General features: G+C 33.8%; 27 protein-coding genes and 1 other annotated feature. Of the genes, 4 read left to right on the top strand and 23 right to left on the bottom strand.

The window, feature by feature from the left end:
- Positions 1-126 precede the first annotated feature (126 nt).
- Both ACVPPR_RS03830 and ACVPPR_RS03825 read right to left on the bottom strand, forming a co-directional pair.
- A complete protein-coding gene (locus tag ACVPPR_RS03830; protein WP_462304685.1) occupies positions 127-336 on the bottom strand; it encodes a CsbD family protein in 210 nt (69 codons plus the stop codon).
- Positions 337-369: 33 nt separating this feature from the next.
- Positions 370-567 carry a DUF378 domain-containing protein gene (locus tag ACVPPR_RS03825; RefSeq protein ID WP_462297750.1) on the bottom strand — a complete coding sequence of 66 codons (198 nt, stop codon included), beginning with the start codon at positions 565-567 and terminating at the stop codon, positions 370-372.
- A gap of 231 nt (positions 568-798) precedes the next feature.
- Between ACVPPR_RS03825 and ACVPPR_RS03820 the strand changes: the two genes are divergently transcribed.
- A complete protein-coding gene (locus ACVPPR_RS03820; RefSeq protein WP_462304684.1) occupies positions 799-1,155 on the top strand; it encodes a hypothetical protein in 357 nt (118 codons plus the stop codon).
- A 142-nt stretch (positions 1,156-1,297) separates the two neighbouring features.
- Here the strand turns inward: ACVPPR_RS03820 and ACVPPR_RS03815 are convergent, their stop codons facing one another.
- The 8 genes from ACVPPR_RS03815 to ACVPPR_RS03780 form a co-directional block, all read right to left on the bottom strand.
- Positions 1,298-1,840: a dUTP diphosphatase gene (locus ACVPPR_RS03815; protein WP_462297595.1), complete on the bottom strand. Its 543-nt coding sequence runs from the start codon at positions 1,838-1,840 to the stop codon at positions 1,298-1,300.
- Positions 1,841-1,896: 56 nt separating this feature from the next.
- Complete coding sequence (locus tag ACVPPR_RS03810; RefSeq protein WP_462304683.1) at positions 1,897-2,829, bottom strand: hypothetical protein; 933 nt, start codon at positions 2,827-2,829, stop codon at positions 1,897-1,899.
- Positions 2,829-3,713: an exonuclease SbcC gene (locus ACVPPR_RS03805; RefSeq protein ID WP_462297598.1), complete on the bottom strand. Its 885-nt coding sequence runs from the start codon at positions 3,711-3,713 to the stop codon at positions 2,829-2,831. The genes ACVPPR_RS03810 and ACVPPR_RS03805 overlap by 1 nt, the downstream gene beginning before the upstream one ends.
- A 151-nt stretch (positions 3,714-3,864) precedes the next feature.
- Positions 3,865-5,208, bottom strand: a complete 1,344-nt coding sequence (gene glnA, locus ACVPPR_RS03800) for a type I glutamate--ammonia ligase (RefSeq protein ID WP_462297600.1) — start codon at positions 5,206-5,208, stop codon at positions 3,865-3,867.
- Between the two features lie 25 nt (positions 5,209-5,233).
- Positions 5,234-5,623, bottom strand: coding sequence for a MerR family transcriptional regulator (locus ACVPPR_RS03795; protein WP_462297602.1), 390 nt, complete (start codon positions 5,621-5,623; stop codon positions 5,234-5,236).
- A 100-nt stretch (positions 5,624-5,723) separates the two neighbouring features.
- Positions 5,724-6,977, bottom strand: coding sequence for a methionine gamma-lyase family protein (locus ACVPPR_RS03790; protein WP_462297603.1), 1,254 nt, complete (start codon positions 6,975-6,977; stop codon positions 5,724-5,726).
- 19 nt (positions 6,978-6,996) lie between these two features.
- Positions 6,997-7,920 (bottom strand): tRNA (adenosine(37)-N6)-dimethylallyltransferase MiaA, encoded by a 924-nt coding sequence (gene miaA, locus ACVPPR_RS03785; protein ID WP_462304682.1) that lies wholly within the window; start codon positions 7,918-7,920, stop codon positions 6,997-6,999.
- Positions 7,921-7,922: 2 nt separating this feature from the next.
- Positions 7,923-8,660: a glycerophosphodiester phosphodiesterase gene (locus ACVPPR_RS03780; protein ID WP_462297607.1), complete on the bottom strand. Its 738-nt coding sequence runs from the start codon at positions 8,658-8,660 to the stop codon at positions 7,923-7,925.
- Positions 8,661-8,786: 126 nt separating this feature from the next.
- On the opposite strand from ACVPPR_RS03780, the gene ACVPPR_RS03775 reads away from it, so the two are divergent.
- Positions 8,787-8,963, top strand: a complete 177-nt coding sequence (locus ACVPPR_RS03775) for a DUF3042 family protein (RefSeq protein ID WP_462297609.1) — start codon at positions 8,787-8,789, stop codon at positions 8,961-8,963.
- Between the two features lie 49 nt (positions 8,964-9,012).
- Here the strand turns inward: ACVPPR_RS03775 and ACVPPR_RS03770 are convergent, their stop codons facing one another.
- The 6 genes from ACVPPR_RS03770 to ACVPPR_RS03745 form a co-directional block, all read right to left on the bottom strand.
- Positions 9,013-9,420 (bottom strand): rhodanese-like domain-containing protein, encoded by a 408-nt coding sequence (locus ACVPPR_RS03770; RefSeq protein WP_462304681.1) that lies wholly within the window; start codon positions 9,418-9,420, stop codon positions 9,013-9,015.
- Positions 9,421-9,440: 20 nt separating this feature from the next.
- Positions 9,441-10,406, bottom strand: a complete 966-nt coding sequence (locus ACVPPR_RS03765) for an ROK family glucokinase (RefSeq protein WP_462297751.1) — start codon at positions 10,404-10,406, stop codon at positions 9,441-9,443.
- Between the two features lie 27 nt (positions 10,407-10,433).
- Positions 10,434-10,634, bottom strand: coding sequence for a YqgQ family protein (locus ACVPPR_RS03760; RefSeq protein ID WP_462297614.1), 201 nt, complete (start codon positions 10,632-10,634; stop codon positions 10,434-10,436).
- Between the two features lie 20 nt (positions 10,635-10,654).
- The gene (locus ACVPPR_RS03755; protein WP_462297616.1) at positions 10,655-11,329 is read right to left on the bottom strand and encodes a rhomboid family intramembrane serine protease; all 675 of its coding nucleotides are present in this window, start codon (positions 11,327-11,329) and stop codon (positions 10,655-10,657) included.
- Between the two features lie 111 nt (positions 11,330-11,440).
- On the bottom strand, positions 11,441-11,590 hold the full coding sequence (rpmG, locus tag ACVPPR_RS03750; protein WP_057973409.1) for a 50S ribosomal protein L33: 150 nt from the start codon (positions 11,588-11,590) through the stop codon (positions 11,441-11,443).
- A 166-nt stretch (positions 11,591-11,756) separates the two neighbouring features.
- Positions 11,757-13,832: a peptidoglycan D,D-transpeptidase FtsI family protein gene (locus ACVPPR_RS03745; RefSeq protein WP_462304680.1), complete on the bottom strand. Its 2,076-nt coding sequence runs from the start codon at positions 13,830-13,832 to the stop codon at positions 11,757-11,759.
- 234 nt (positions 13,833-14,066) lie between these two features.
- On the opposite strand from ACVPPR_RS03745, the gene ACVPPR_RS03740 reads away from it, so the two are divergent.
- Positions 14,067-16,703: a YfhO family protein gene (locus ACVPPR_RS03740; protein ID WP_462304679.1), complete on the top strand. Its 2,637-nt coding sequence runs from the start codon at positions 14,067-14,069 to the stop codon at positions 16,701-16,703.
- A 66-nt stretch (positions 16,704-16,769) separates the two neighbouring features.
- Here the strand turns inward: ACVPPR_RS03740 and greA are convergent, their stop codons facing one another.
- The 7 genes from greA to ACVPPR_RS03705 all read right to left on the bottom strand — a co-directional run bounded on the left by greA (position 16,770) and on the right by ACVPPR_RS03705 (position 24,181).
- On the bottom strand, positions 16,770-17,252 hold the full coding sequence (gene greA, locus ACVPPR_RS03735; RefSeq protein WP_462297621.1) for a transcription elongation factor GreA: 483 nt from the start codon (positions 17,250-17,252) through the stop codon (positions 16,770-16,772).
- A gap of 83 nt (positions 17,253-17,335) precedes the next feature.
- Positions 17,336-18,472 carry an endolytic transglycosylase MltG gene (mltG, locus tag ACVPPR_RS03730; protein ID WP_462304678.1) on the bottom strand — a complete coding sequence of 379 codons (1,137 nt, stop codon included), beginning with the start codon at positions 18,470-18,472 and terminating at the stop codon, positions 17,336-17,338.
- A 50-nt stretch (positions 18,473-18,522) separates the two neighbouring features.
- Positions 18,523-20,943 (bottom strand): phenylalanine--tRNA ligase subunit beta, encoded by a 2,421-nt coding sequence (gene pheT / locus ACVPPR_RS03725; protein ID WP_462304677.1) that lies wholly within the window; start codon positions 20,941-20,943, stop codon positions 18,523-18,525.
- A gap of 6 nt (positions 20,944-20,949) precedes the next feature.
- Entirely contained in the window at positions 20,950-21,996 is a 1,047-nt protein-coding gene (pheS, locus tag ACVPPR_RS03720; protein ID WP_462304676.1) for a phenylalanine--tRNA ligase subunit alpha, read from the bottom strand.
- Positions 21,997-22,060: 64 nt separating this feature from the next.
- Positions 22,061-22,283 (bottom strand) — a binding site (T-box leader).
- 43 nt (positions 22,284-22,326) lie between these two features.
- Positions 22,327-22,671, bottom strand: a complete 345-nt coding sequence (locus tag ACVPPR_RS03715; RefSeq protein WP_462297627.1) for a winged helix-turn-helix transcriptional regulator — start codon at positions 22,669-22,671, stop codon at positions 22,327-22,329.
- 124 nt (positions 22,672-22,795) lie between these two features.
- Positions 22,796-23,296 (bottom strand): HD domain-containing protein, encoded by a 501-nt coding sequence (locus tag ACVPPR_RS03710; RefSeq protein WP_462304675.1) that lies wholly within the window; start codon positions 23,294-23,296, stop codon positions 22,796-22,798.
- A gap of 120 nt (positions 23,297-23,416) precedes the next feature.
- Positions 23,417-24,181, bottom strand: coding sequence for a TrmH family RNA methyltransferase (locus ACVPPR_RS03705; RefSeq protein WP_462297630.1), 765 nt, complete (start codon positions 24,179-24,181; stop codon positions 23,417-23,419).
- A 133-nt stretch (positions 24,182-24,314) separates the two neighbouring features.
- On the opposite strand from ACVPPR_RS03705, the gene ACVPPR_RS03700 reads away from it, so the two are divergent.
- A complete protein-coding gene (locus ACVPPR_RS03700; protein ID WP_462297632.1) occupies positions 24,315-24,590 on the top strand; it encodes an acylphosphatase in 276 nt (91 codons plus the stop codon).
- Positions 24,591-24,654: the final 64 nt, after the last annotated feature.

Raw genomic sequence — 24,654 nt, 5'->3', positions numbered from 1 at the left:
TTGAACAAAAATAGTTTTTGTACTTTCTTGAATTTAAAAGTGATTATCTATCTAATTTCTCTAACTAATTTACAAAAAAAGTGTACTGCTTTCAATAAGCAATACACTTTTCGTAACAACTAATTGTTATTTCTTTTTACTTTTATCCATAACCTTATCTATTTTTTCAGCAACATCATCTTTAACATCTTCTAATTTTTCTTTAGCTTTCCCAAATAAATCTTCCGTTTTACCTTTAACTTCTTCTTGCTTATCATGTGTTACTTTACCTTTAGTTTCTGTTACTTTACCTTTAATTTGATCTTTTTTCGCATCTAATCTATCTTCTTTTGTCATAATGTTTCCTCCTTATATGTGTTATATCTAATTTTAATTATTAATCTTGTTAAAAAAACTAACTGAATACAAAGCACTGATACCTACAAGAGTATAGACAACTCTAGAAATAACAGACGCGGCACCTCCGAATAGAAAAGCAACAAGATCAAATCCAAAGATGCCTACTAATAACCAGTTCAAGCCACCAACAATCAATAATCCAAGCAGAATATTATTAAGTATTTTCATCATTTTTCCCTCCTATCTATTATTTAGTACACTCTAACCATATCATATCCACAAATATAATCAAATTATATGATTATAATAACCATTATTTAATTCATATGGTTAATTTTAATAAATATCGTTACTTCATTTATATTAAAATAAGGTATAATTAAATCAAGATTATTATTTTATGTCTTACGACACAACTCATACAAATAAGAGACACCAACTAATTAAGGAGAACATTTCATGATACTACCTAAATATTTATATTTACCCTTCAAATGGATTACAGCTTTAGCCTTGCTTGATATTGCATTTTTATTTGGTTTTAACATTTGGGGCGCAGTAGGGTCAATTCCCCTAGTCTTATTATTAGTTGTATTATGTATTCTTTGTTTAATACAACTAATATTACTATTTTTCTTCACAAATCATATTAAAGTTCAGTTAATCATTAGTAGTTTAACCATTATTTTAGATGTTGTACTTGGTATAACGTTGATTTCTGATTTTTCAGCACTCTGGTCTCTACTATTAGTAGCTATTATCTGTTCACTCATTTCAATCACATTATCCCAAAAAATTTTCATTATAGCACCATAATAATAGATCGCAAAAAAAAGAAGCTTACTACCTAACAACTGATAGATTCCAAATAGTTAAATTATTATCTAACTTTTCTGGAAGTCTTCAAATTGGGTATTTAAGCTTCTTTTTATATCTTTTATAATAAAAATTAAAATCATTAATAATTGTTTTCTTGTCTTTCAATATTTTCTTGATTCTTTTTAATAAATTCTTCTTCAATATCGTCCCAAGATAACTTTAAATCAACCAATCCAAATTTAATAAAAAGATGCCAAGCATGCTTGAAATCATCTAATTTATGACTAAATAAACTTTTTGAAATCATTAATTTTAGTGATAAAAAGACCTTATTCAAAGACATTGTCATGGGCTTTTTAGAAAATCCAGTCATTTCTTCATCACTGACCAATAATAAATAAGTCCACTTATTTTGATTAGCAATATTAAAGAAAAAACTCATTGCATCAACGTATTCCGAAAGTACTGTCTCTTCATGTGTTTTACCTGCTTCAGTTTTCTGCCCTCGATTATCTTTCCAAACCTTGAACCATTCAACTGTATTAGCTAGCTCTGATAATTCAACATCTAAACTTACATAAGCGTTAAATAGTCTTTCTTCAGGACTCCATCTGATTTTTTTATCCTGAATAACATCTCGATCAAATTTGCGTTCCATCTGAATCATATCTGTTAAATTCACTAAATTATCCTCCAAAAAATCTGCCCACTAATAACTAACGGACAGATTTCATTTTATTATTTAAAAATTAAAGGGTCTGATTTGATACCTAGTTCATTAATATTGTTTAAGTACCAATTTCTGATAAAGGTTTCATTTAATAAAATATCAAACCATGAAATTTCTTGAGCTGTATCCATAACTGAAATAACCCATTTTTCGTTATCATTTTCACCCATTTGTTGTTGATCATAAATAGTCATTTCAGAATTAGCTAATTTTAGAACAGCACTATTATTTGCACCTGCTTCAACCATTAACTCATTTTCTGACGCAAGCACAAATAATTCATCAATAACATCTCGTTTGAGTACATCTTCAGTTAACTCATATCTTGCTGGATTTCCAGAATCCAAAAGATTAAGATCCACACTGAATCCATAATCTTCTTTTAAATAAGTTGCGAAATCAATTAGCATCATTTCAAGATGTTTAATTGATTTGGTATCTAATTTTTCCAAATAACTAACAATTAAAACATTTGTAATAGCTGTACTATTGATACGAATCATTCTTTTTCGTAAATTTAAATAGAATAACGATTCGCCAGATTCTTGCGCAACATAATAAGCACCATCATTATCATCAATTTTAAATGAAAAACTATCAACTGAATTAATCCCTGGAATTTCATGAATTAATGCTTTTCTAGGTTCTGAAAAATGTAGAATAGCGATTTCGTTATCATGTAAGTCCATCAAGCGATTAAAGAAAAGTAAACAATAATCGGCAGCACTATATTTTTGTGGGAATGTTAAATAATCAGTATCAAGTTGATACCCCATTAAACTCATGGCGGCATTGATTAATTCAACCTTATCTTGTGTGTTCATTAAAATATCTAAAGTTTCAGTAAATTTAATACCATTATTTAAACTTAATTTAATTTGTTCATTAAAATCTACTAAACGAGATTTTGTAGAAACTAATTTTTTTTCTGCTTCAACCATTATTCAGTCACCTGTCCTTTTTGAGTAATCAAGTGAGATAAATAATTGTAATATAAAGCATCATTATATTGAGTGAATTTTTCAAAGTCACCGAACACACTAATCACACTTTGTTTTTCATAACCAATTAATGTATCTTCCTTGGCTAAACTTAAAACATCAGTTTCACTTAATTTAATATCTTGATAAGCACTGCTAGCCTTTTCATCCATCTCAGTTAATTCTGTTAATCGCTCTTTTAAAACGCGACGTTCCTCTCGAATACGTCCAGCATCCCAAGGACGCCCTTTTTCTTGAGAATTACGTTTCATTTCTTCACGAATTTTATCTTTCTCAGCATCGCGTTCATCTTGGGTATCAACTAATTTTTGGCGTTCTTTATTTTGAACCGAAATTTGGTTAATTTTATCTGTATTAACTCGCTTATTGGTTGTCTCTAATTCAAACGATTTGGCTAATTTTGCTAGTTCCTCTTCATCAAATTTAAATTCAACATTTAAAACATCTAAATAACCAAATTCTTTTCTGTCCCACCAATTACCAAAATGAATTTTAAATTTACCAACTTCCATTTCTTCAAAATAGAAAAATGGATACGTATCACGTAAATATGAAATAAGTTTCAAACTTAAATATTGTTGAATTTGTGGATAATCTTTAATGACCAATTCTTCTTGAACAGCCATTTCTGAAACACTTCTTTTCTTTAATAAAAGTCGTGCGTAACGTGACTGATTAATCAATTGATAAACCAAGCGATCATCTTGCTGTTTGATTGCCTCTCTTAGTTGATTCAAGTATTCAACTTTTTTAGAAAGTGCGCGTTCAATATTATTCGTTGCTTCACCATGATCTGATAAGCTAAATTGGTTGTCTTTTATCATGTCTTACCCCTTTATTTCATATTTAATTGTTACTTTCTTATATGTATTATCATTAAACTTTGCATAATCAAAAAAAACTAAAACAATTTTAATTGCTCTAGTTTTATTATCAATCATTTACTTAATCATTTCAAACCTTTATTACATTTTTTTAATAAAGTTCTAAATATTGATCTCTTTCCCATTCAGAAACTTCCTGACGATAAGCAGACCATTCTAATTGTTTGGCTTCAATAAAACTTGGGTATAGATGAGGTCCCATTGCCTTTTCCATAACATCATCTTTTTCCAATGCTTTAATCGCATTGTGCAATGTTGATGGTAAATCACCAATTTGATTGTCTTGACGTTCTTGACGATTCATCACGTAAATATTTCTATCAACAGATGCAGGTGGTACAACTTTATTTCTAAGACCATCAAGTCCTGCTTCTAAAATAGCAGCAATTACAAGATAAGGGTTAGCCGTTGCATCGACACTTCTTAATTCTAATCGTGTTGATAACCCACGAGCAATTGGAACACGAACTAATGGTGAACGGTTACGTCCAGACCAAGCAACATAAACGGGTGCTTCAAATCCAGGAACCAAACGTTTATATGAGTTAACTGTTGGATTAGTAACTGCTGTATAACCACGTGCATGTTGTAATAAACCACCAAGGAATTGATAAGCTGATTCAGACAATTGCATCTTGTCTTTTTCATCAAAGAAAGCATTCCCGTCTTTATGGAATAATGACATATTGATATGCATCCCTGAACCATTAATACCATTCAATGGTTTTGGCATAAATGTTGCGTGAAGGCCATGCTTTCTAGCAACTGTCTTAACGACTAATTTGAATGTTTGGATGTTATCGCAGGCCTGTAAAGCATCTGCGTATTTAAAATCAATTTCATGTTGACCAGGTGCTACTTCATGATGAGAAGCTTCAACATCAAAGCCCATGTTTTCAAGTTCTAACACGATATCTCGACGACAGTTTTCACCTAAATCAACTGGTGCTAAATCAAAATAGCTCCCTTTATCATTTAATTGTGTGGTTGGTTTACCTGTTACAGGATCCAATTTAAATAAGAAAAATTCTGGTTCAGGTCCAATGTTAAATTCAGTAAATCCTAAATCATTCATTTCTTTTAACACACGGATAAGGTTATTTCTTGGATCACCTTGGAAGGGTGTGCGGTCAGCGTTATAAACTTCACAAATGACACGCGCAATCTTGCCATGTTCATGTTCCCATGGGAAAATCATCCAAGTTGATAAATCTGGGTATAAGTACATATCACTTTCTTCGATTCGAACGAATCCATCGATTGAAGAACCATCGAACATTAATTTGTTTTCTAATAATTTGTCTAGTTGGCTAATCGGAACTTCCACGTTCTTAATAATCCCGAATAAATCTGTAAACATAAGTCTTAAAAATTTAACGTTCTCTTTTTTTGCCATTGAAACAATGTCATCTTTAGTGTATGCAGCTTTTGCCATTTTATCTCTCCTCAGTATTTATAATTTATAGAGGCTTGTTTGTGTTAAAAGAAGGGTCATCTGGATTTTTGAGTCCACTAACTGAAAGAAATTCATTCTGAAAAATACGTCTAACGTCGTTGTCTGTTAAAGGTTGCTTTAACAGATCACGTTGCTTTTTAGCTTGTACTTCCTTTTCAAAATAGATTTCTTTAATGCCAACCATATTCACGCCTTCATCTAAATAATCTTTAATTTCAAATAACTTATCAATATCATTCAGTGAGTACATTCGACGGTTACCATCATTTCTTTGGGGCATAATTAATTCCTGCTCCTCGTAGTAACGAATTTGACGAGCCGTTAAGTCCGTTAATTTCATTACCGTTCCAATTGGTAGAACTGACAATGATCTTCTGAGTTCCTTCTCTTTCATAAACAAGCCTCCTTTTTAATTACAACCTTATAGTAACAAGGAAATAAATTACTGTCAACGAACAATGTTAGATTTTATAACATAACTTATAACTAACGGTTTAATAAAATGTTTTATTAACAGCCGATGTAACAGCCAATTTAACATGAGCGTATGTTAATCCACCTTGAACGTATAAGGTATAAGGTTCTCTCAATGGACCATCAGCTGACAACTCGACACTCGCCCCTTCAACAAAAGTTCCCGCAGCCATAATCACTTTGTCTTCATACCCAGACATCGCACTTGGTTTAGGATCAACATAAGCATCTACCGGTGATTCATGTTGGATAGCTTGTGCAAATTTAACCATTGGTTCCGGTTTACCAAAATTAACAGTCTGAATTAAATCTGTTCTAGGTGCATCCCATTTTGGCGAAACATCTAAGCCCATTTTTTCAAGCAAAGCACTTGTGTAAATAGCGCCTTTAATCGCTTCACCAGTCACATGGGGCGATAAAAAGAAGCCTTGAATGAAATCTCTCATAACATCTAAAGTAGCCCCTTCTTCATTACCAGTCCCAGGTGTTGTTAAACGATACCCTGCTTTTTCAATTAAATCAGCACGTCCAACAATATAACCACCCGTTTTAGCTAAGCCACCACCTGCATTCTTAATTAAAGAACCAGACATAATATCAGCGCCAACTTCTGTCGGTTCAATGGTTTCAGAAAATTCACCATAACAGTTATCAATAAAAATAATGACATCTTTTGATATTTTACGAACTTCTTTGATCATTTCAGCAATTTCAGACACAACAAAACTATCTCTAGTTGCGTATCCACGAGAACGTTGAATAGCGACAACTTTGACTTTATCCGTTAATTTTTCTTGTAACCCATTAACATCTAGGTGATCATCGTCCGTCAATGGCACATAATCAAACCCAATACCATATTCCTTCATCGAACCGATACCTGTACCGGAAACACCAATAACTTCTTGAATCGTATCATATGGCATTCCTGTGATATACAATAAATCGTCCCCTGGTCGTAACATACCAAAGAGAGCCGTTGAAATCGAATGTGTACCAGAGACAATTTGAGGTCTCACCATGGCTGCTTCTGTTTTAAAAACATCTGCATAAATACGATCAAGTCCATCGCGACCAATATCATCATAACCATAGCCTGTTGATCCAGCAAAATAGGTTTCAGAAACATTGTTCTTCTTAAATGCTTCTAAAACTTTTTGCTGATTAAATAAAACTTGTTCATCAATTTCTTTTAATTTAGGTTCAATTTGGGCATCCGTTTCCGCCACAATTTCCACTAATTTTTCTGGTAAATGATCTGTCCATTTTTGCATATATCTATCTCCTCATTTTTTATACAAGTAACCACTCTGTTACTTGCTCTTCTATAATCTTTATTTGTTCTGGATGTTCAATTAAATCAAACCAATTAACCGTCATTTTATTTCTGAACCAAGTCAATTGACGTTTCGCATAACGTCTTGAATTTCGTTTAATTAATTCCGTTGCTTCATCAAGTGATTGTACCTGTTCAAAATAAGGGTACAGTTCCTTATAACCAATCCCCTTACCAGCTGGTAAGTCAGCAATTTTTTGATCAAAAAGCCACTTTGCTTCATCAATTAATCCTGATTCAATCATTAAATCAACTCGACGATTAATGCGCTCATACAATACAGCTCTATCTGTTGATAAGCCAATAATAAAAGGATCAAATTCACTGGTTTTCTGATCAGCTTGTGCAGAAAATAAATGATTTGATTTCTGAATGACTTCCAGTGCTCGAATCACTCTGAGCGTATTATTAGCCGGAATCTTCAACGCAGCTTCTGAATCTAAAATATTTAATTCTTGCCAAATTGCCTCAGAACCAACTTTTTCAGCATGTTCTTGTAACTCTTTTCTGAGACTCAAATCATCATCATTATTCGTACCTAATTGAAAATTATCAAGTAGCGCCTGTAAATAAAATCCAGTCCCACCAACAATTATTGGCAACTTTCCTCTAGATGCAATATCACCAATTGCTAAGCGACTTTCTTTTATGAAATCTGCAACGGAATAACGTTCATCAACATTTTTATGATTTAATAAATGATGTGGAACATCAGCCATTTCAGCTTTCGTCACTTTGGCCGTTCCAATATCTAAATGACGATAAACTTGCATGGAATCACCTGAAATAATTTCACCGTTCATTTTTTTAGCTAGTTTAATTGACAAATCTGTTTTACCAACCGCAGTTGGACCAACAATTAAGACTACTTTTTGTGTCATTTTTAATCTCCTTGGATGTTCTCTCGCACTGCTATTGCTTTTGCCGGATAATCCGTAAAGATAGCATCATATTTCTTTTTAAAACAATAGGTCATATCTTTAGTTGAGTTAACCGTCCATGGCCGAATAAGCAGCTTAGGCCAAAACAATCCATGTCGTTCGCGCAACCAAGTCACATCAGGATGTAAACTAGTGATTAAATGATGCTTAGCCAAACGTCGTGACTCTTTAATTTTAAATTGAAAAAGACTCGCAAATTCTGCATCGGGATTAATTTTTTCCATTCTACGAATAGAATTTGGATTAAAGCTCGAATACAGAAGATGAATATCTGACGGTAATTCTTGCATTTGTCTATTCACAAGTTCTTCAATGCCTTGATATTCAATATGATTCGTTTTTAACTCCAAATTAAAAGTGCCTTTAAAATTGTTCATCTTCAACAAATCAATCACTTCTTTTAAAGTTGGAATTTGTTCACCCTGATAGTCTGAACTAAATTTAATACCGGCATCTGCCTTTTTCAATTCAGCTAGTGTTAAATCCTTCACTTTACCCGTTAAATTGGTTGTTCTATCAACCTTTTCATCATGCATAATAACTAACTCATTATCTTTAGATAACTGAACATCGGTTTCAATGCCATCAGCCCCAGCGTCTATTGCAGCCTGAAAACTAATTAATGTATTTTCTGGCCTATTTCCCTTACTACCACGATGTGCAAAAACTTTTGTCTTCATTCGCAACTCACCCCTAACTTTCAAGAATTATTATATCATTAATTATAAATTGACAGTGCTTTTAGTAGCAATTTTGAGGCGAATAAGTCATAATAAAGAGGTCAAATGAATAAGGAGGTCTACATAATGAAAAACTTTTCAAAAGGATTCTTTGTTGGAACTGCTGCAACTGTAGGCGCATTAATTGGTAGCGTCTTTGCCTTTAAAAAAACCGTCATTGCACCACTTGAAGAAAAAGAACAAATGATTGAAGAAAACCGTAAACGCGCAACACGTAAGAGTCGTTCATCACATCATTCATAAATAAGTTAAATAAAAGCACTGAAGAATAAAAATTCTTCAGTGCTTTTATTTAACGTTTTTTAGTTCTGCCATCCCATTTTGAAAAACCTGCTTTCAAAATAGTAATATCTGTATATCCTTTTTTATGCAATTTATAAGCAGCTCGCGTACTAATCGATTTGCCTTGATCATATAAATAAAGAGGTAGATCTTTTCTTAACCCACCAACTGCTGTTTTAAATTGAGAATATGGAATATTTCTAGCGCCCATAATATGAGAAGCATCAAATTCACTTTTTTCACGTAAATCAATAACTTGCGCCTTACGCATACCTTCATTAAACACTTCATTTGTAACTAATTTAGCTGAGCGACGGCCCATGTACCAAAGGTAAAATTGATTACCTGCAAGTCCAACTAAAATAATAATCAAAATAATATTAATGACTACACTAACATTTATTGCTCCTAAGATCATGATATTTCTCCCCTCAATTATTATTTAATAAACTGACGAGCAAGTGAAGCAGCACCAATAACGCCAGCTTCATTTCCTAATTGTGCTAATTTTAATGATGTTGATGATCGAACTGTTGGGAATGAGAATTGTTTAAAGTATTTTGCAACTTGATCTAATAAGAAAGTACCAGCAGCAGAAACACCACCACCAATAACAATGTAAGCAGGGTTCAATATATTGCCTAAGTTACCACAAGCTAAACCAAGGTAGTATGATACTTTATCAACAACCATTTTACCTAAAACATCGTTCTCTTTAGCTAAATCAAAAACCAATTTTGATGTGATTTCTTGACCATCATCTAACATTTCTTTTAATTTTGATTGACCAGCAAATTCTTCAGCCATATCACGTGCAACACGCACAACACCTGTAGCTGAAGCGTATTGTTCTAAACATCCGCGTTTACCACAAGTACACATGTAGCCATTTGGTTCAACCGTAATATGACCCACTTCACCACCGGCACCTGCAACACCATGTAATAATTCACCGTTAGCGATGATACCACCACCAACACCCGTTCCAAGTGTAATGAAAGCAACTTCATCATCATTTTCACCAGCACCCTTCCAACGTTCACCTAAAGCGGCAACATTGGCATCATTATCAATGGCAAATTGAATCTTTGTACCTTCTTCAATTTCTGCTTGAACATTTTGTAATGTTTTCCAATTTAAATTGTAAGCACCAATAACAGTTCCGTTTGCACGGTCAACTGTACCAGGTGAACCCATTCCAATACCACTGAATTGATCAGCAGTCATATCAAACAATTGAATATGATGATTAATTGAATCAATAATATCTGGCACAATATGTGCGCCCTCATCAAGGACATTTGTCTCAATACTCCATTTTTGTTGAATCTCGCCATTTTCTGTTAAAATTGCGAATTTAACCGTTGTGCCACCTAAATCAACACCGATTAATTTTTTTTCAATTGTCATAATTAATTCCTCCACTTGTTCTCAATTATTTTGTTCTTCAATTCTGTGCTCATGGGCCAGGACGATTTTAGCTCTGGCATAGATTTTATCATCAATCACACCTGATCGATGTAAATTATCTAACTCTAACGCCATTAATTCAATATCCCACATTCGTTTACCAACATAGACGTACACGCCGAATTGTTTCAATAGTTGTTGGACATCGTATAAATTTTTCAATCAATAGTCACCGCCTTAAACTAGATACTATTGGAAATACCAATTTTAATCAGAATAAAATTGATGACAATAAAGATAATGAACGCAGCTATCCGTTTAACACGACTAATTTTGGCTAATCCTGCAGTACCCAAGGTTGTCGCAATTAGGAATCCAGATAGAATCCCCCCAATATGGGCAGCATTATCTGTACTCGTCGACATAAAGCCAAAAACAAGATTTAACATAATAAATAGTAAAAATTGCTGTGACATTTGTCTGAAATAAGCACTTTCTCTAAAGTTATCACCTAGCATTAAGAAAGCCCCAAACAAACCAAAGATGGCCCCACTGGCACCAGCAGAAATAGTCCCCGGACTAAAGACAAAACTTGCAATATTCCCAGCGATTCCCGCTAATAGATAAATACCTGTAAAACGCCAGTGACCAAATAATTCTTCAATTTGGATGCCAATAAAATACAAGGTGAACATGTTAAGAACAATATGTTCAAATCCAATATGCAAAAAGATAGGATTAAATAATCGCCACCACTCACCGTTCATAATGAGTGGGTTATATTTAGCACCAAATTCGATTAATACATTTGTATCTTGGCTACCCCCAGCAATTGTCATTGCAATAAAAACAATCGCCGATATGCTAATAAAGAAGTATGTCATAAATGGTGTGTGTTTATATTTTGCCAAATTCATGAAATAGCTCCTCATTTGTTTCAAATTTCTTTAAAATAACGTTTACAAGATTTTATTTCAACTAGTATAAAAGTTATTTAAAACAAAAAAACAACAGGAAAACTCCCGTTGTTATTTTGTTTCGCGATGTAAAGTAACTTTACGATCACGTGGGCAAAATTTATTAAGCTCAACACGATCTGGATTATTACGTTTGTTTTTGCTTGATAGGTATGTCCGTTCATGACATTCCGTACATTCTAATGTAATGTGTACACGCATGGTTGCAACCCTCCATATATTTCTTCATAATTTCATAAGACAATTAGTCTTTAACGTCTTATATAATATCATTATTAATAAGTAAACGCTAGTGTTTTTTTTTATTTGTTAAGGAAATTTACTTTACAGCAATAAAATCAGGTATTAAGTACTTATTTTGTTCAGATTATTTACTTGATTCCACAGTTTTCCAAAATGCTGAGTAAATTTTAAGTGCTGCCTGTGAGTTAATTGCACTACCTGTATTATTGACCATACCAGGGAAAACCAATGCAACAACGACTTTAGGATCATTTGAAGGCGCATATGAAGCCAAACTAAGTGCTTCAGTTTCAGTTGTACCATAGAATGTTTGGGCAGTACCCGTTTTAGCTGAAATAGATGGTGTTGCCGTACTCATTGTGCCACCCGTTCTCAACGGATTGGTTCCATGAACAACTTTATAAAGACCTGATTTAACAACATCAAATTCTGGTTTTGTTGCATTAACTGTACTTAAGACATTAGGTGTCATTTCAGTTTGGACAGAACCCAAAGAGCCATCAGCATTCGTTGAACGAATTGCTTTTACAATTTGTGGTTGTAATCTTGTCCCACCATTAGCCATTGTTGACATATATTGTGCTAATTGAATAGTAGTATACGAATCATAATTTCCGAAAGATAAATCAAGTGCTTTACCAATATTAGTTTGGTTAGCGACCCCTTCAAAACCAGTCGACTCACCGGGTAAATCGACACCCGTTTTAACGCCCAGTCCAAATTGATTAAAGTAACCACGCATTTTTGAGAAGATTGAATTAGACATATCTAGTGAAGACCCACTTGAATAATTGAATCCTCCTTCTTTCATTGCTAATTGCATCATGTACGAGTTAGAAGAAACCATTAATGCATCAGATGCTGTCAATGCAACGTTAGCTGCTCCAGACGCATTAAACCATGATGATTTAGTAGCTGTTCCAGCAAGCTTGATTGGTTCATCAGTCAGTGTGTTGCTCGTTGGCGTAATCACACCGTCCATCATAGCGCCCATTACCGTAGCACCTTTTACAACAGATCCCATTGTAAATACTTGGTTAATTGAGCCTAATGCATCATCCGTAATCTTACCAGTCTTAATATTACGACTAACGCCGGACATTGCATAAACCGCACCAGTATGCGGATTCATAACAACTGCATAGGCCCCTGGGTTATAAGGATTACTCCCAGCAATTGATGTTACACTATCTTTCATAATTTTTTGAACTTGAGCTTGAAATTTAGCATTAATATTTAAAACAAGGTTATCCCCTTTTTTACCACTATATTCTTGCGCTTGTTTCACAATTTTACTATTAGCCACTTCCATCTTAGTTTGTGACTTCGTTCCCTTTAAAACATTTTCGTACTGTTTCTCCAAGTAACTTTGACCAACACTATCATTTCGTGAATAGCCTTCACTCATCAACGTCTCAATACTATCACTAGGTAAGCCAGTTGATTCACTGGTTACGTTCCCAATAATCGTGTTCATGCTCTTACCATTAGGGTAACTTCTTGACCAATTAGTCCCTATTTTAATGCCAGGCATTCCTGATAAATGTTCACCCACTTCAGCCATTTCCTTATCAGTCACATTAGACGTCTTCAAGTAAACAGTTGATAGCGAGTAAGCTCCTGACATTTTTGAAAAAATAACTGCAGCTTCTTTTTCTTGATCAGTCAATGCATTAATATTATGTTCAACGACATACGCCACTGCGAATGTATTAAAATCAACACTCGTTAACTTAGTCATTTGAGCAGACGTTAGTTTTTTTTCTTTCTTAACAGCAGCTGTAACCGTTGCTAAATGTTTTGTATTTGCTAAATAATAGTCAGCAGCATTGCGATCCGTCAATTTACTTGTATCAATACTGACATATGTTACTAAATGATTAGCAATTTTATACAAATCCGTTGAAAGAACACCTGATCCTTTGGTATAAGTAATTGCTCGTGAAGAGTTATTGCCAACCAACACTTTACCTGTTGAATCATAGACCATTCCCCGTTGCACATTCTTAGTTTCTGTTGTTGTATCCGTGCTATTAACGGTTGCTTCAAATGATGCCCCATTTAAAATTTGTAAATAGGCTAATTGCACCAATAATGCCGCAAATAGTAGGAAAACAATAAAGAATAAAAAATTCAATCTGAATGGAATATGTGATTTATTTTGTTTGCTTCGACCTTGTTTTGCTTTTGGAAGTTTCACGTTTAATTACCTCTCACTGTATCATTATTAGTCTTTCAATTCGTTTAAATATATCATTTATCATATTACCACATTTTTAAGCCCATTGTGGACATAAGTGAGTTAACAATTTAGATTGTAATAAAAACTTTAATTATCATTAAAACATAAATGCTATCTATCATTGAATCATGCGACAAGGGCTCAAATATGCTATTCTTATTACCATATATAAATAGTCTGAGAGGTTTTAAAATGATCCCGATAAAAAACAACATCAAAAAACATCAGGTACTCCTTCTAAGTTTCTTTATTCCATTGGTCATCATGCTTTGCTACTTTGTTGGTCGAAAAATGTATCCATTCGGAAACAGTTCCTTATTAACCGTTGATTTAGGTCAACAATATATCGATTTTTTCTCTTATTTTAGAGCAACGCTCCTTCATCACCCTACTAGTTTCTTTTATTCGTTCTCACAAGCAATTGGCGGTGACATGTTGGGTGAATGGGCTTATTACCTTATGAGTCCTTTTAATCTGATTTTTTTACTATTCCCAGGCAAATCAATTTTAGCAGGGGTTATGCTAGTTACCCTTTTAAAATATGCTCTATCAGGTCTCACATTTGGTCTATTATTGAAAAAAACAACGAGAATGAAATCATTTTATATACCATTATTTGCCACAGCCTATGCTTTAATGGGATGGACAATCGCAAATCAACTCAATTTACTATGGCTAGATGCAGTAATTCTATTGCCATTAGTCATTTTAGGCTTTGAAAAATTACAAAATAAGCCTAAAAGTTGGGCTTATACCTGGTGGCTTGCACTCCTTTTAATCGTTAATTATTACATGGGTTACATGGTCTGTCTTTTCATGATTTTATACTTCTTGTATACAACAAGTCGTGTTAAACTTACCTTTAGACAATTTTTAAAAAGCACCTGGACCTTTGCTTATAAATCATTAATTTCTGTCGCAATTTCAGCAATTATTTTATTTCCAACCCTATTTTCATTACTTTCAAGCAAAGGGCAATATACTGAAGATTCGATTAAAGCAAAATTTGAATATAATCCATTGGCTATGCTCTCAAAATTAATTATTGGTTCATTCAACTTTGATCAGATGCCTTCCGGATTTCCTAATATTTTCATTGGTAGCCTTGCTTTAATTGGCTTCATCTTATATTTCATGAATAAACGTTTTTCAATTAGAGAACGCATTGTCGCCTTCTTAATCACAAGTTTCTTAATTTTATCAATGTGCTTTGAACCCTTAGACTTACTATGGCATGGCATGCAATTTCCTGTTTGGTATCCTTATCGTTTTTCATTTGTCTTTTGCTTCTGGATTATCCTTTTAGCTGCACAACAATTCGAGTATTTTAACCCTGTTAAGCTCTGGAAACTAAGTGTTGTGGGGCTTTTATTCATTGGGATGTTCACGTACCTATTTTTAGCAAAAACAGCCTATAATTATTTGTCTAATGAAACTTTAATTTTATCGCTCCTATTTATTTTATTAACTTTAATTTTAATTCAGTTTCAAGATCATGCGTCACCTTCATTCAAATGGTTATTATTTCTAAGTGTCATCGCTGAAATGGCTTGTAACGCTGTCTACTCACTAGATAATATCAGTTATTTATCTACGAGCGAATACGACGTATCAACAACAGCCTTAGCAACTGAAAATAAAGCATTAAAGAAAATTGATCATTCTTTTTATCGTGTGGCACAAACATACAGTCGAACTAAAAATGATGCAATGTCAGCTGATTTCTTCAGTGGATCTCACTTCAGTTCCGCCTTTTCCAAATCAATCCCAACCTTTTACGGTAAAATGGGCCAACCTGATGGCGATAATTACGTCACTTATTCAAACGGTACATTGGTGACAGATTCTCTATTAGATATGAAATATGTCTTCATGCCAAAACAAATAAAGACATCTAAAGCACTCACAACACAGTTAGAAACATTGACACCGTTAACTGAAAAACCTGATACTGCTTACTATAAACCCGTTTCAAGTGAAGCACTAACTGAAACAGTCAAAAATCCCTACGCACTATCAATTGGTTACGCGGCCAATAAAACAATTTTAACAAAACAGAACAAAGCAACTAACCCACTAAGATACCAATCAAATTGGTTATCTTCTCTAACAGGTATTAATAATGACGCCTTATTTACACCTATTAATTTTGATACTGTTAATTTTGATAACGTCGGTACACAAACGAACTTGACGGATTCAATTCTAACCAAAACAAAATTAAATAAACCTGGAACAGTTACCTTTACCTATACTCCAGCAACAAATGATGCTTATTATTTAACCTTAGGTGCAGGATTAAGTACAGATAACGTCTTATTCAAATTAAATGGGCATGAATTAAAACAATATAAAACTTATCGAAATACCGTTGTTGTCAATATTGCTGCCAATAATAAAGGTAAAAAAATCATTTTAACAGCTAAATTAAAGAAAAGAACCCTTTTCTTAGAAAACTTTACACTTTACCACATGGACGTTAAATCGTTCAAATCTCAAATGAAACAATTAAAATCTGGCGAATTAAAAATTACGAAGTACAATCAACATGCTATTACTGGCTCAGTAATCGTCAAGAAAAATAATCAAGCTGTCTTCACAACGATTCCTTATAGCCAAGGTTGGCACGTCAAAGTAGACGGAAAATCTGTTTCAACTAAAAAAGCAATGGATACCTTTCTTAGTTTCAAAGTTGCCAAAGGAACCCATACCATTCAGTTCGTTTATTGGCCACCTTACATGAGAATTGGCCTACTAGTCTCAATCTTAGCCTTGCTTTTAACATTGCTTAACCCGATCATCAAACACATAAAAAGATTAATTAAATAGTTTTTGTGTAATACAAAAGGGAAAGATTGCAATATGCAATCTTTCCCTTTTATTTATCTTTAACGCTTATAAATTATCTGTAACAGCTGTAATTTTAACCTCAAAACTACCATTTGGTGTTTGGATTGTAACTGTTTCATTTAGTTTATGACCAATTAATCCTTTTGCAATTGGTGCTTCATTAGAAATTTTACCAGACATTGGATCAGCTTCTGCTGCCCCAACAATTGTATACGTTTCTGCTTCTTCACCAGGTTCCATGAATGAAACTGTCTTACCAACAGAAACTTCATCGTCATCAACGCCAGCATTATCAATGATTTCAGCATAATGAAGCATATGCTCAATCGTTTTAACACGGCCTTCAACAAAGCTTTGTTCATCTTTAGCTGATTCATATTCTGAATTTTCTGATAAATCACCATAACTACGCGCAATTTTAATTCGTTTAATAATTTCTGCACGCGTTTTTGTTTTTAATGTTTCAAGTTCTTCTTCAAGTTTACTTTTACCATCTAGGGTCATTGGATATACTTTATCTTCTGCCATTACTTGCTCCTTTTAAAATTGATAAGTTCAATATGCCTACCAGATTAACATTTAATATTGTGATTGTAAACCGGTTACGCAGATTATTGCGCATAACTGTTATCTGTTTGAGTTGTAGGTGAAAATGCTTGATAATACTCATACGTCTTAGAATACTCTATTTTTTTAGAATTTGAATTTAAAATGAAATAGATATTATGCTTTTTCATATCCAGTGGCTTCAAAACAGCCTGAATGGAATCCAAGCTAGCATTATTAAATGGCCCAGGTCCAAATCCCTTATAAACATACAAGTTATATGGTTTATCAACGTAATAATCAGCTGATGTCAAGTCTTTTTGAGGTGTATTTAAAGCGTAACTAACCGAAATATCAGATTGTAACGGTATTTCCGCTGCAATTCGGTTAAAATAAACACCTGCAATTTTTTGACGATCCGTATGATTTGCGGTCTCTTTCTCAACCAATGACGAAAGTGTTATCACCTTTTGAACTGTCAGTTTTTGCTTTTTAATCGTTGCATAATAAGGCGACAATTCATTATTTGACTTCACAACCATTTGCTCAACAAGATCCTTCAACGTTGTTTTTTTATAAACTGTATAGGTTGCCGGGAACAGATACCCTTCCAAATGATATTTTGCATTATTGGATGCCATAGAAGAATCTAGCAGCCCCGGATATTTTTTATCTAAATAAGTTAAAAATGTTTTATTTTTCATTAATTTCATAAAATCATCATATGAAAAGTTAGTCTTTTTAGCGATAGCCTTACCGATTTCATTAACCGTTGTTCCCTCACTAACTAAAACTTTTGCTAACGTATTTTGAATTGGCTCACTACTTCCACCTTGCTGAAGCGTCCAAGCAATTTTATCTAAACTCATGGATGCTTTAAGTTGATAATAGCCACCCTTAAATTTTGAAACTTTTTTTTGTTTTACATAATACGTATAAACGGTGCCACTCTTAATGATTTTATTTTTTTCTAAAATAGTCCCAATTTGTTTTGTATTTGAACCAATGGGAATATAAACTTGCTCAATTGTGTTATTATTTTTATCCAATGGATCTAAGGATGCTTTAATATAACGATACGTCACAAACATTATCGTCAGTAACAATACACACAATAATGTAATAACGCCAGCGATAATCCTATGAGCCTGATTTTTATTATTCTCTGGCGGTAATTCTGGAGATGTTTCTTCATTTTTCATTATTTGACCTCCTTACGCTAAATAACGACTACGTTATTGTGCGTCCTCGCTTATCGAATATCAGCTCTGAATGTTTCTTTTAAAGCTTCGATAACACGGTCAAAATCTTTTGTCACATCTTCTTCAATTAAAGTTTTTGTCACATCTTGATAAGTTAACGTATAAGCCAAAGATTTCATTCCTTTTTCAATATGAGAGCCTTGGTAAAGGTCAAATAGATGAATATCACTTAAAGACTTACCGCCCTTTTCTTTGATAAGTGTCTCGATATCACTGTTAGCGACGTCATTAGCAACGACTAGCGCTACATCACGAGTCACTGATGGGAATTTAGAAATAGCTGCAAATAAACGTTCTTCTTTGACTGCATCAACTAATTTTTGAAGATCCAATTCGAAAACATAAGTTTCCTTTAAATTAAATTCTTTAGCTGTATTAGGATGAACTTGTCCAACAAATCCAATTAATTCATCTTTCAAATAAACATCAGCTGTACGTCCTGGATGCATATCTTCATGACCTTCAGAAGCGACATAGCTAACATCATCTGCCAATTGTAATTGTGTTAATAACTGCTCAACAACCCCTTTAATCATGAAAAAATCAACGGGTTGTTTCTCACTTTGCCAATTAGCAAGTTTGAATAAGCCTGTCATTGCACCAGCAATATGTTCAATTTCAACAGGTCTGTCCTCACCCTCACTACGGAAAAAGACTCTGCCTTGTTCATAAAAGGCAATATTATCAGATTTACGTGCTTCATTGTAGCTTAAATCGTCTAATAGTCCACTAATTAAATTCATTCTTGTAGTTGTGCGTTCTGAACTCATTGGGAACATCAAATTAGTTGTAAAAACATCTTTTTCTTCAAAAACAAATTTAGCCGCTTTATCTTCTGTTGTTAACCCATAACTAATTGCCTCAGATAACCCAGCTGATTCCAAAATATGACGCGCTTGTCGAATCATTTTTTGTTTATACGTATATTTACCAGGTGTCATTTCACCTGTGGGCAATGTTGACGGAATATTGTCGTATCCATAAATACGTGCAATCTCTTCAACTAAATCTGCTTCAATACTAATATCCCAACGTCTTGCAGGAATTTCAACAGTTAAAGTGTTATCTCGATTTATCACAGTAAATCCTAATTGTTCAAATAATTTAACAATTTTTTCTTCTGATAATTCAGTTCCAAGTACATTATTAATATGTGCAACTGTCGTATCCACAAAAGTTGATTCTGCTTCTAATTTACTTGCACTAACTGTCCCAGTAAGAACCGTTCCATCACCTAACTCAGCAATTAAATCAGCCGCAGCATCTAGAGACTCTTGAACGGTCCCTACGTTAATACCACGTTCAAATCGCATTGAAGCTTCACTATGAATACCTTGTGAGCGTGCTGTTTTTCTAACCATTGAGTTATTGAATACTGCAGATTCAAGCGCAACGGTTACCGTTTCATTGGTGATTTGTGTTGATTCGCCACCCATTGTTCCAGCGATAGCGATGGGTGCTTTACCATTTGTGATAACGATATCTGAATCTTTCAATTCACGTTCTTCACTATCAAGTGTCGTTATTTTTTCACCGGCATTAGCTGTTCTTACTAAAATATCTTTACTACCTAATTTATTATAATCAAAGGCATGCAAAGGCTGACCGTAATCCATCAACATATAATTAGTAACATCAACAACGTTATTAATTGGTCTAACACCAGCATTCCAAAGGCGAATTTGTAACCACATTGGGCTTGGTTTAACAGTTAAATCTTTAATTATACGCATAGAATAAGTTGGCGCTAAGGTCTTATCAGGCAAAGCCAAAGAAATGTAGTCTTCTGCTTTTTCATCAGACGTTTCTTTCAAATCTGGATGCTTAAATATTGCTGGAACATCATAATCAGCTGATAATTCGTGAGCGACACCACGCATACTTAACATATCAGCACGATTTGGTGTTACATCAATATCAATAATATCGTCATTCATCCCTAAATAATCAAAAACAGGTTCGCCAGGAATAGCATCTTCTGGCATCACATAAATACCTTCAACAAATTCTTTAGGAACAACACTTTCAGAAAATCCGATTTCTTGTAAGGCACAAATCATTCCTTCTGAAGCTTGTCCACGCATCTTACCACGCTTAATTTTGACATTATCAGCAATTCTAGAATTTGGTAGTGCAACAATAACTTTTTGACCTGCAGCAATATTGGGTGCACCACAGACAATTTGACTGAGGTCATCTTCGCCAACATCGACTTGACAAACACTCAAGTGATCAGAATCTGGATGAGGAACTAAGCTATCAACATAGCCAACAACAATTTTTTTAAGTCCCTCAGAAGGACGTTTAACACTGTCAATTTCAACAGCCGTACGGGCAATTTTTTCAGCAATAACATCAGGCGCAATGTCTAATGTTAAATATTCGTTTAACCAATTTTTAGATACTTTCATTTTTCTCTAACCTCTCTTCGCGAATTGTGACAAGAAACGATTATCATTCAAGTAGAAATTACGGATATCGTCGATACTATATTTAAGCATTGCAAAACGATCAGGCCCTAAACCGAAGGCAAATCCACCATAAACTTCTGGATCAACACCGGCCATTCTTAGAACATTTGGATGTACCATTCCGGCACCTAAAACTTCTAACCAGCCTGTGTATTTGCAGATTGAACAACCCTTACCCTGACATTTGAAACAAGTCACATCAACTTCAACTGATGGTTCAGTAAATGGGAAGTAACTTGGTCGTAAACGGATTTCTTGTTCTTCTCCGAAAATTGTTTTAGCGATTAATTCAATTGTTCCTTTTAAATCAGCCATTGTGACATGTTTATCAATTACTAAACCTTCAAATTGATGGAATTGATGCGAATGCGTTGCATCATCTGTATCACGTCGATAAACTTTACCCGGTGAAACCATTTTTAAAGGCCCCTTTGAAAAATCATGTGTTTCCATTGTTCTTGCTTGAACAGGTGACGTCTGCGTTCTCATTAACAATTCTTTTGTAATGTAAAATGTATCTTGCATATCTCGAGCAGGATGATCAGCAGGTAGATTCAACATTTCAAAATTGTAATGGTCTTCTTCAACTTCTGGACCAGAAACAACTTGATAACCCATACCTAAAAAGAGGTCTTCCAATTCTTCAATAACTTGCATAATAACATGTGGTTGACCCAATTGGATTTGCGCACCCGGTAAGGTGACATCTAATTTTTCTTTTTCTAACTTTTTAGCCGTTTTTTTGATTTCTAATTCTTCATTTTTTGCACGAATTGCTTCAGCCAATTCATTTTTGATGGCATTAGAAAAGCTACCAATCTTTGGACGTTCTTCGGCAGATAAATCTTTCATCCCTCTTAAAACTTCCGTAATAGGTCCTTTTTTACCAAGTAAATTAACGCGAATGTCATTAATTTGTTTTAAATCTTCTGATTCACGAATTTGTTTTAAACCTTTTTCTTGCAGTTCAAGTAACTTCTCTTTTAAATCCATTAATATCGACTCCTTCGTTTAATTGTTTTTGATAGATTTTTGGACACAAAAAGACCCCATCCCTAAAAGGGACGAGGTCTCGCGGTACCACCCTTGTTTTTGAGGCTAAAATAACCCCAAACACTCAAAATGATAACGGCCATTAACCGGTTAATTATGTCGTTGTAAGTTAAATTAACAGCTCCAGAAGTGAATTCAATATTTTTATTTATTGATTAGTTTCAGTCTAGCTAACCATCCCTTTGGATCTTAAAAAAATATCTACTAGTTTCTATCTAAGCCTTTACTCTATATTCATAGTTTAAAGGTAACGAGGCTTACCGTCAAGTCTTACTCACAATCTTTCAATGTATACCATTTTTCTGACCATTCGTGAACACTAGTCATCATATTCTTCATGTCCTCACCTTGTTCAGTTAGTTCATAAAAACTACGGCTTGTTTCACCAATAGCAACTCTCCCGACAACGTTAGCATCTTCAAGTTCTTTTAAACGTTCAACCAATACACGGTCACTACATTTATCAACTTTTTGAGCTAATTCCTTAAAACGTTGTGGTCCTTCATCTAATAAAACATCAATAATTAAACCGTTCCATTTTTTGCCTAAGATCGAAAAAGTTTTTTCAAATCTTGGACACGTTTCGTAATTTGTTTTCTCTTGTATCACTTGCATGTTATCCCTCCTCCAATATATCACTGTTATTATTTTATCATTAACTAACAAAAAGTAAACAAACTTGGTTTACTTTTTTGATTAACCAAAAAAAATAGGCCCAAAGGTCCATTCTTTTTAGAAATTATTTTAAAACCGCAATCAACTTTCGAAAGCCAAGCTTTGACATACTTTTCAGTGGTGATGAAACTTCACTTGTTGCTTCATACTTATCAACCATTGTCACAATGTAACCTTCTGGATATTTAGGTGGTGCAACCGTTGCACCCCACATATGTTTAATAATAATATCTTTTTCTAAATCAGATAATGATGTTAATTTCTCTGCATTTCTGACAGCGATACGAGGATGAATCCAAGCATGCGTTCCGCGGTCAAATTTTGTTGTCCGCCAATCATAATAAAATAAATCATGTAGTAATCCGGCTCTTGCTGTTGCTTTTGCATTTAAATGTAATTTTTTAGCGATACGATAACTATCGTAAGAAACTGAGATTGAGTGTTCTAATCGCGTAGAAAAGTGATGTTGTGTATATTCACTTAACCTTTGAACTTCTGGTTTTGCCAAAAGATCGCCAACATAACTCATATATAATTCATCATCAAGATACGAATCTTTTTTCATATACCCTTGCGCCTCCAGAATCATTTTTAACTACCTTCATCATAACTGATTAAACAATCAATGCAAGCGTAATCAGTTATCTTTAGGAAATCGTAATACTCTTTCCTAATACAACATTAATTAAGCTTTGAGTTGGAACATCAATACACCAGCGGCAATAGCTACATTAAGTGATTCGGCACGACCCTTAATTGGAATATAAAGATTAGCATCCGTTGCATTCAATAAATCATTGCGCATCCCGTTACCCTCATTACCCATAATTAACCCAAAACTATCCACAGCAGTAATCTCGCGATAACTACGTGCTTCTTCATTTAATTCAGAGCCATAAATTGGCACATTATTTTCTTTAAATAATGTCGTAACTTCCATTAAGTCAGCAGTCACTAATTGAACATGAAATTGACTTCCTTGCATCGAACGCAAAACTTTAGGATGATGACTATCTGCACTACCTTCACCAAAAATAACACCCGTTAATCCAGCAGCATCTGCAGTTCTCACCATTGTCCCAATATTCCCAGGATCTTGGATACCGTCTAACATTAACCAACCACCAGCTAAATTATCAGCTGATAATTTTATATTTTCTTCCATTTCAGTTACTGCGTAAATACCTTGTGGGGTACTTGTATCAGCAAGATACAAACTGACTTCAGATGAAATTTCTACTTGTTCAATTGACATATCAGTAATCTCATCAAAATACCTGAAATCATCTGTAACAAGCAGATACTCAATTTTTGCGTGTGCCATCAAAGCTTCCTTAACAAGATGCCAGCCTTCCAAAAGATATTTATTTTCTTTTTTACGACCTTTTTTTGTTTGTAATTTTTTCCAGTATTTAATTTTAGCGTTCTGTGTTGAATTAATTTTTTCCATAACGATACCCCTCTTACTATTAAAAATAATTATATCATATTTAAAATGCCATTAGTTGGTCGTCCTTATATTTTCAAGTTATACTAGAAGTAATAACAATGACTTATTTCTATAAATATGGAGGGATTATCTTATGAGTGCCATTCAAATAACAGTTTTTGGCCGCGTACAAGGCGTTGGCTTCAGATATACAACAAAACGATTAGCTGATGATTTAGGTATCTATGGCTCCGTTCAAAATAATTTTGATGATAGTGTCACAATTAAAGCAAGTAGTCCAGATAATAATCAATTAGAAAAATTTATTCAAAAAGTTAAAAAATCACCTACACCAGCCGGTAAAGTCACTGATTACAAAGAAACCCCCTTAACTAATTATGCGCCGACAGAATTTAGTGTTCTTTACTAAACGCCATTTATCCATATCTGATTGAAATCCCCTTATATTTAAAGTATAGTAATCGATATAGTCA

The sequence above is a fragment of the Dellaglioa sp. L3N genome, from assembly GCF_054941095.1.
This window is presented reverse-complemented; position numbering and strand designations above follow the sequence as displayed.

Bases quoted from the DNA above. Each gene is read 5' to 3' on its own strand.
- greA (WP_462297621.1), bottom strand. From the start codon at position 17,252: ATGGCAGAAGATAAAGTATATCCAATGACCCTAGATGGTAAAAGTAAA.
- ACVPPR_RS03795 (WP_462297602.1), bottom strand. From the start codon at position 5,623: ATGAAAGAGAAGGAACTCAGAAGATCATTGTCAGTTCTACCAATTGGA.
- ACVPPR_RS03820 (WP_462304684.1), top strand. From the start codon at position 799: ATGATACTACCTAAATATTTATATTTACCCTTCAAATGGATTACAGCT.
- ACVPPR_RS03715 (WP_462297627.1), bottom strand. From the start codon at position 22,671: ATGCAAGTGATACAAGAGAAAACAAATTACGAAACGTGTCCAAGATTT.
- ACVPPR_RS03830 (WP_462304685.1), bottom strand. From the start codon at position 336: ATGACAAAAGAAGATAGATTAGATGCGAAAAAAGATCAAATTAAAGGT.
- ACVPPR_RS03740 (WP_462304679.1), top strand. From the start codon at position 14,067: ATGATCCCGATAAAAAACAACATCAAAAAACATCAGGTACTCCTTCTA.
- ACVPPR_RS03770 (WP_462304681.1), bottom strand. From the start codon at position 9,420: ATGATCTTAGGAGCAATAAATGTTAGTGTAGTCATTAATATTATTTTG.
- miaA (WP_462304682.1), bottom strand. From the start codon at position 7,920: ATGACACAAAAAGTAGTCTTAATTGTTGGTCCAACTGCGGTTGGTAAA.
- ACVPPR_RS03705 (WP_462297630.1), bottom strand. From the start codon at position 24,181: ATGGAAAAAATTAATTCAACACAGAACGCTAAAATTAAATACTGGAAA.
- rpmG (WP_057973409.1), bottom strand. From the start codon at position 11,590: ATGCGTGTACACATTACATTAGAATGTACGGAATGTCATGAACGGACA.
- ACVPPR_RS03825 (WP_462297750.1), bottom strand. From the start codon at position 567: ATGAAAATACTTAATAATATTCTGCTTGGATTATTGATTGTTGGTGGC.
- glnA (WP_462297600.1), bottom strand. From the start codon at position 5,208: ATGGCAAAAGCTGCATACACTAAAGATGACATTGTTTCAATGGCAAAA.
- ACVPPR_RS03780 (WP_462297607.1), bottom strand. From the start codon at position 8,660: ATGAAGACAAAAGTTTTTGCACATCGTGGTAGTAAGGGAAATAGGCCA.
- ACVPPR_RS03775 (WP_462297609.1), top strand. From the start codon at position 8,787: ATGAAAAACTTTTCAAAAGGATTCTTTGTTGGAACTGCTGCAACTGTA.
- pheS (WP_462304676.1), bottom strand. From the start codon at position 21,996: ATGGATTTAAAAGAGAAGTTACTTGAACTGCAAGAAAAAGGTTTAAAA.
- ACVPPR_RS03790 (WP_462297603.1), bottom strand. From the start codon at position 6,977: ATGCAAAAATGGACAGATCATTTACCAGAAAAATTAGTGGAAATTGTG.
- ACVPPR_RS03810 (WP_462304683.1), bottom strand. From the start codon at position 2,829: ATGGTTGAAGCAGAAAAAAAATTAGTTTCTACAAAATCTCGTTTAGTA.
- ACVPPR_RS03710 (WP_462304675.1), bottom strand. From the start codon at position 23,296: ATGAAAAAAGATTCGTATCTTGATGATGAATTATATATGAGTTATGTT.
- pheT (WP_462304677.1), bottom strand. From the start codon at position 20,943: ATGAAAGTATCTAAAAATTGGTTAAACGAATATTTAACATTAGACATT.
- ACVPPR_RS03755 (WP_462297616.1), bottom strand. From the start codon at position 11,329: ATGAATTTGGCAAAATATAAACACACACCATTTATGACATACTTCTTT.
- ACVPPR_RS03805 (WP_462297598.1), bottom strand. From the start codon at position 3,713: ATGATAAAAGACAACCAATTTAGCTTATCAGATCATGGTGAAGCAACG.
- mltG (WP_462304678.1), bottom strand. From the start codon at position 18,472: ATGAAAAATGAAGAAACATCTCCAGAATTACCGCCAGAGAATAATAAA.
- ACVPPR_RS03700 (WP_462297632.1), top strand. From the start codon at position 24,315: ATGAGTGCCATTCAAATAACAGTTTTTGGCCGCGTACAAGGCGTTGGC.